Source organism: Candidatus Proelusimicrobium volucris (genome assembly GCF_959605025.1).
Taxonomy (GTDB): Bacteria; Elusimicrobiota; Elusimicrobia; order Elusimicrobiales; family Elusimicrobiaceae; genus Proelusimicrobium; species Proelusimicrobium volucris.
In genome coordinates this window covers 36478-42602 of sequence record NZ_CAUHCY010000009.1, presented here as the reverse complement: position 1 = coordinate 42602, position 6125 = coordinate 36478, and the positions used below count along the sequence as shown (strand labels likewise).

Annotated in this window: 6 protein-coding genes; all 6 read right to left on the bottom strand. The window is 46.9% G+C overall.

Annotation, left to right across the window (positions count from 1 at the left end):
* A partial coding sequence (locus ACQY3M_RS07215) for a PLP-dependent cysteine synthase family protein (RefSeq protein ID WP_428067123.1) occupies positions 1–459 on the bottom strand: 459 nt, incomplete at its 3' end.
* Between the two features lie 9 nt (positions 460–468).
* Entirely contained in the window at positions 469–1302 is an 834-nt protein-coding gene (locus ACQY3M_RS07210; RefSeq protein WP_428067121.1) for a transglutaminase family protein, read from the bottom strand.
* On the bottom strand, positions 1295–2206 hold the full coding sequence (era, locus tag ACQY3M_RS07205) for a GTPase Era (protein WP_428067119.1): 912 nt from the start codon (positions 2204–2206) through the stop codon (positions 1295–1297). Before era ends, ACQY3M_RS07210 begins: the two co-directional genes overlap by 8 nt.
* A 131-nt stretch (positions 2207–2337) precedes the next feature.
* Complete coding sequence (pyrR, locus tag ACQY3M_RS07200; RefSeq protein ID WP_428067118.1) at positions 2338–2880, bottom strand: bifunctional pyr operon transcriptional regulator/uracil phosphoribosyltransferase PyrR; 543 nt, start codon at positions 2878–2880, stop codon at positions 2338–2340.
* A gap of 146 nt (positions 2881–3026) precedes the next feature.
* The gene (gene dacB / locus ACQY3M_RS07195; protein WP_428067117.1) at positions 3027–4517 is read right to left on the bottom strand and encodes a D-alanyl-D-alanine carboxypeptidase/D-alanyl-D-alanine endopeptidase; all 1491 of its coding nucleotides are present in this window, start codon (positions 4515–4517) and stop codon (positions 3027–3029) included.
* 14 nt (positions 4518–4531) lie between these two features.
* Positions 4532–6094, bottom strand: a complete 1563-nt coding sequence (locus ACQY3M_RS07190) for a hypothetical protein (RefSeq protein WP_428067116.1) — start codon at positions 6092–6094, stop codon at positions 4532–4534.
* Positions 6095–6125: the final 31 nt, after the last annotated feature.

Sequence of the window (6125 nt, the reverse complement as noted above, 5' to 3'; positions counted from 1 at the left end):
CCCGGTGGTTTCGTAATGAGAAAGAGCATTGGCCTTATTGGAAAATTGATCGGGCATATACGCAAATGGAATTTCTTTTAAAATTTCCTTGGCCTTGGCTATGGAACCGCCCATTCCGTCACGCGCGGGCGTAAGAATAAGCTCCGCCCCCAACAGCTTAAGCAGTTTGCGCCGCTCCTCGCTCATACTCTCGGGCATACACAAAATTACCCTAAATCCCTTTAAACGCCCCAGCGCCGCCAAGGCTATGCCAGTATTGCCGCTGGTAGGCTCCACTATTGCCCCGCCCGGCTTAAGCAGTCCTTCTTTTAAGGCCGAGTTTATCATATACAAGGCAGCCCGGTCTTTTATGCTGGAGAAAGGATTAAACTTCTCCGCTTTTATGTAAATGTTTGCGGGTAATTCCCTGTTTATTTTGATAAGAGGCGTATGCCCTATTGCGGAAGTTATGTCTTTCACAAAATCTCCCTATTCCGCCAAGCTGAGGCTCTTGCGTACAATCGCAAGCGCTCCGTCCTCCCCGTTCTTGGAATAGACATATATCAAGTTGGCCAAAAAGCGCCTTATAATTTGTTTGCTTGTGAGCGGGGTAATCAGAGCGCCGCTCCAAGAAAATCCGTGCGCGGAAGCATAAATATTACACTCGTCCTCGCCTACGAACCGCCCGCCCGCGAAAACGTCTACATATACGGGCTCGTAGGAGTATTTGTCGCGCAGCCTTACCATAACTTTGCCTCCCGCGTCAAACATATCTGCCTTTACGTCAAAACATTCCGCCGCGCAGCAATATAAAGCCGCCATCGCGAAACTGCTCGCCCCGCCGTCTGATATTATATCGGGCAGACTTAAAACCTTTACGCCCGAGTTTAAACTCTCAAGGCGGTATTTCCCGCGGACAAAAAAGTATTGTGACAATACCTCCGCCTTATGAAATATGTCAAAACCGCAATCCATTTCGGCGGCCAAATCCCTCTTTAAAAGTTCAAATTTGGCCAGGGCTTGCCTCTCGCTCAAATAAGGGTTTATTATTCCCGCTATAAGAAGCATACCTTTCAACAACGATGGATTGCCCGCCTTAAAATAGTTCCCGAAAGCCGCAGAACGTTCCTCCCGCTTTATGTTTACCAGAATGTCCTTGATATAGCCGGGTATATTCGCGCCGTAGCTTTCCTCGAGTACGTTCTTGAATTTTAACGGGTCTTGCCTTATAAACTGCGCCAAAGTAGCCTGAAGGCGCGGCTTCAAAGAAGGCTCCTTGTCCATTAAATCGATAAGCGCTTTTATTTTGTTTCTGCTAATCATTTATATACCCAAACCGCTTAAGATACTTTACGCTTTGCCGCCAGTTCGGCGTAACGGCTACGTGCAGCTGAAGGCGATATTTCATACCCAAAAAGTCGTTTATCCGGCGTTGGGCGGCCTCCCTCAGCTTGGCTATCGCGCTGCCGCCTTTGCCTATGATAATAGGCTTTTGGCGTTCCCGTTCCACGTGTATTACCGCGCTGATATAGTTTTTTTCTCCCAAGTCCTCGGTAAATTTTTCCACCTCTACATAAGTGCTGTACGGTATCTCCTCCCCGTACTGAAGGAAAATCTGCTCTCTTATAAATTCCCCTATATAAAAACGTTCCCAGCGGTCGGTAAGCTGGCCTTTGGGGAAATAGGCGGGGCCGTACGGTATATAGTCCACCACCGCGCGCTCCAAATCTTTGACGCCTTCGCCCTTCTTCGCATTCACCAAGAAAACTTTCTTAAATTTAAGCTCGCACGACAAAGCCTTTACTATTCTGTCCAGCTCGTCTTTGTCCTTTATCAAATCAACTTTGTTGACTACCAGAAACAGCGGGCAGTATAATCCCTTGAGCTTCTTTATAAGCGGGGTATGCCGCGCCATCGGCGCCGTAGGGTCGTATACGAAAATAACCAAATCGGCGTCCTCGTTTATCGCCTGATTGAGAGAGTTGAGCATTATCTGCTGCAATTTGTATTCAGCATGCAAAAAACCCGGCGTATCCACAAACACTATTTGATAATCGTCGCCTTCGCATATCGCCAAAATGTTTTGTCTGGTAGTCTGCGGCTTGTGCGTAACGGGCGAAAGCGCCACGCCCGCAAACTGGTTAAGCAGTGTGGATTTTCCGGCATTGGCAAGCCCCGCCATTACGGCAAAACCGCTTTTGAATTTTTGTTCGGCATTATTTTCCATATATTAATATTCTATCAATTTAAAGTCGCGTGCGTTAAGTATTTTAACATAAAGAAAACCGCCCCCAAAAGGGCGGTTCCTTTTTTATACGATTTAAATCACTCGGCTCAATTCAACGAGAAATCGGCGTTTTATTTCTTCTGCCCGCCGATATTGTGTACTATTCTGTCATCGCCGTCATGTTCCTTGATATGCACATGTATAATATCGTCGTCACCCGTCACCACGTATTTGCCTACATAATCGGCCATTACCGGTATTTCCCTGTGCCCCCTGTCAACCAAGACCATAAGTTCCACTTTGCGCGGGCGGCCGCAGTCCATTATCGCGTCCAGCGCGCAGCGGACGGTGCGCCCGGTATAAAGAACGTCGTCTACTATAACAATATTCTTGCCGTTAATGTCAAAACCGATATTGGCCGCTTTCATTTGAGGGTCTTCAGCTACGGTGGTCAAGTCGTCACGGTAAAGGGTTATGTCAAGCTCGCCCAAAGGCAGTTTTATGCCCGAAAATTTTTCTATCTTGTCCTGAAGCCGCTTCGCGATATGTACGCCGCGCGTCTTTATGCCGACAAGGCACAAGTCTTTGGTGTCTTCATATCTTTCGAGTATTTCATTGGCTATTCTGTCTAAAATCCTGCTCATTAAAGCTTCGCTTACTATATCTTTCTGCATAATATCTCCCTCAAAAATAAAAAAACCGCCCTGTAAAAGCTGCGGATTTATGAAAATAAAGAGGCCAAAGCTTTTTTGCCGATAAGCAAGATATGCCCGTATTTTTTATTTTTCATCAGCGGCCTCCCTAATATTTTATTATAGCATTATTTGCCCGCGCGGCGCGCCTGCGGCTTCTTGTTTAGGCCTATGTCCGAAAGCTTGCCGATAAAATCGTCATGTACTTCATCCACTCCGCGCATACGCCCCGAGTAATTGTTTACTATCGAGCAGAACGCTATGCGCCTGCCGTTATGGTCCTTGGTATAGCCCGCAACCGCGCGGACTCTATCCAAAGAGCCCGTCTTTACAAAAGCCTCAAAAGCCGCGGTGCTGTATCTTAGCCGCCTTGACATCGTGCCGTTATCATCGGGATCGCCGGCCACGGGAAGACTGTTCAAAAACACTTCCCCGTAAGGCTTGTCCAAAACTTTTTCCAACATCTCCACCGTTATCTTGCAATCTACGATATTATCACGCGCCAAGCCGCTGCCGTCAAATACGTCAAAATTAGCCGTATCTATGCCCAAACTTTCAAGAAATTCCTTAACCTTGCGCACCCCTTCACCCGAACTGCCGCTGCCTTCTTTATACGCGCTTATAACCCTTATAAGAGTATCGGCGTATAAATTAAAACTGCGTTTGTTTGTATAGGACACTATATCTTTAAGCGGAGGCGAAAAATAGCTTATAAGCAATTTTTTGTCGTCATAACTTTCGGGCGCTTTTAACAGTGCAGTTCCTTTAACCTGGATATCGTTCTTTTCCAAAGAGCGCCTAAAATAATCGGCCATAAAAGCCGCTGGGCTAGGCATTGCGGCGGATATTTTTACGGGATTTTTGCTAAGCGGTATTGCCCCTAATATTCTCGCTTCCGAACTCGCGGGAACAAAATTTACAAAAGTATCCTCCGACCTCAAAGACGCCGACCCTTTTACCCTGCTTTGTAAGCTCAAATTGGACATTTCCGGCTCGGTCTTGAGTATCTCGGCCGGGGCGCCGTCTTCCGATACTGGCGCGAAATAAATTTCATAGGAGTTATCCCTCACGCTTAATCCGTCGCTCGGCGCGGCGTAATAATTGCCTATGTTCTGATAACTTGTTCTCCACGGCAGCATAACCCCGCTGAAAATGCTGTTGTCGGCATAGATATTGCCTTGTATTTTATTTATCCCCGCTTCCTTAAACTGCCCGACCCAGCTTTCCATCAAAACGGGCAAATCCGGCACAAAAGCCAATCGGGGCGAACCCAAAGTCGGGTCACCCGCTCCTTTTATGTAGACGTCGCCCAAAAGTTTTTTGCCTTTTATTTCGCCGTCGTAATATACTTTGGTTTCAAAGGTGAAGTCCGGCCCAAGCAAGTCCAAGGCCGCCGCCGTAGTGAAAAGTTTTAAAACGCTGGCTGGCGCCAAACGCATGGTGGGATTTATGCTTACTATATCCTCCCCGCCCACATACTTGGCATAGGCGGAAAACTGCGCGTCTTTTAAAGCGGGCCTTTCGTCAAAAACGGAAGATATCTCCCCGCAGCCTTCGCATTCGGCAAAAGCGTGAGCAAACAGAACGGTAAAACTTAACAGCACAATGGCAAACCTCATAGCGCCCCCAAGTTCTAATTTACCCAAGGATACCATTTATCCCTGTCGCGCATCGCTATTACGGCACAGGCTATTATCAAAGTCTTGCTGTTTATCGCTTCGGGTTTGTCGATTTCGCAGGTCAGCCTGGAAAAAATATTCTTCTCGTATTTTATAGTTCCTTTACACTCTACCCGCCCTTGCAAAACATAATCAGCCCGCAGCAGCCCGCTTAAATGCCCGAAACATTTGCGCAAAACGGAGCGCCAAAGCGAAGCTTCTTGTATAATGGCTATGATTTCTTCCCCGTTATATATAGTCCACTTCCTGCTCAGGCGAAAGCGATCCCTGCTGATGCGGAATATGACGGCATTGCTTGTATCGGCAACCGCATATTCCTCTTTAAGCAAGGGCACACCCTGCTGTACACAGCGGAAAGCCAGCTTGCCGCTATCGCCGTAAAAGTAAAATTTCGAGCCGAAAAGAAACGATGTCAGCAACCCCGCACAGAATATCAATAATCCGAAAACGGAAAACAGCGAACACAAAGACAGCGCCGTATTTATCACCACGGGGTGCAAGTTCATATAATTGCCCGTGATTATAAAGATTAAGAACACCCTTAGCAAAAAGAAAAACAAGGCACACAAAAAACCCAAGCCGGTAAATATCCCGCCCCATCTTGGAGCCGTAGTTATAAAATTATTGCCTTGGTTATCGTAAAATCTGAAAAACAAATCGGGCGAACCGTAAAAACGCTTCCCTCGAATAGGGTAGACCGAACGGGGATTTGAATGCGCGCGAATGGCTTTTGCCGGGAAAAACAGCCTAAGCGCAAAAACACACACCAAAAGCAAAGCGTAAATCATTACAGCTATGAGCAATATCCCCGACCAGCCGCCGGTATTCAGGCTGAATTTGACCTTCGCCTCGCCCGCTTGAAGTTTGGGTGTGGGCTTTAAATTTTCGGGACTATCTTCCAGCGAGTCTCCGTTTAACAGAGCTGACATATCCTCATCTACTATCGGTTGTTCGTCTATCGATATATCGCCAATCTGCAAATCCGTAAGTTCGGCGGCGGTATCGGCGCCGGCCAGTTCAACGGGTTTTGGCGCCGGCGAAATAAAGGATAATATCAAATCCGCCTCAACATAGGGCAAACCTTTGATATCCACTTTATAGCCTTTGGAATCGGCCAAGAAATATCCATGCGTAAACTCCGAACCGTTGCCCGTAAAATTAAATGAAAGCAATGGATCGGAAGTGGAAAACTCCGTCTTTTTTATGGTCTCGCCCGTATAGGTATTGACGATTATTTTATATTTCTTCTTTTTAGTGGCCGCGATATCTTTGTTTATCGCGTCTTCAAGGCACTTGACGTCGGCGCATTTTTCAAGCGCGTCTATCCTGAAACTTGCCTTTCCGCGCTGCGCGTATACCACCGCGCCTTCCTTGGCGGAGGTCTTCCAGCCGGAGGGCAAATCTATCGTAAACGCTTTATCCGGCGCTGAAAACAAAACCGCATTTCCGCATAACGGAAATAAGGCAAGCAACAACGCCGCGCAAATAATCAATTTTGAAATGCGCCTAGTCCTCATATTTATATTTATTATATAATATCCTAAACAG

Coding starts and splice junctions, on each gene's coding strand:
- ACQY3M_RS07190 (WP_428067116.1), bottom strand. CDS start 6,094: ATGAGGACTAGGCGCATTTCAAAATTGATTATTTGCGCGGCGTTGTTG.
- era (WP_428067119.1), bottom strand. CDS start 2,206: ATGGAAAATAATGCCGAACAAAAATTCAAAAGCGGTTTTGCCGTAATG.
- pyrR (WP_428067118.1), bottom strand. CDS start 2,880: ATGCAGAAAGATATAGTAAGCGAAGCTTTAATGAGCAGGATTTTAGAC.
- dacB (WP_428067117.1), bottom strand. CDS start 4,517: ATGAGGTTTGCCATTGTGCTGTTAAGTTTTACCGTTCTGTTTGCTCAC.
- ACQY3M_RS07210 (WP_428067121.1), bottom strand. CDS start 1,302: ATGATTAGCAGAAACAAAATAAAAGCGCTTATCGATTTAATGGACAAG.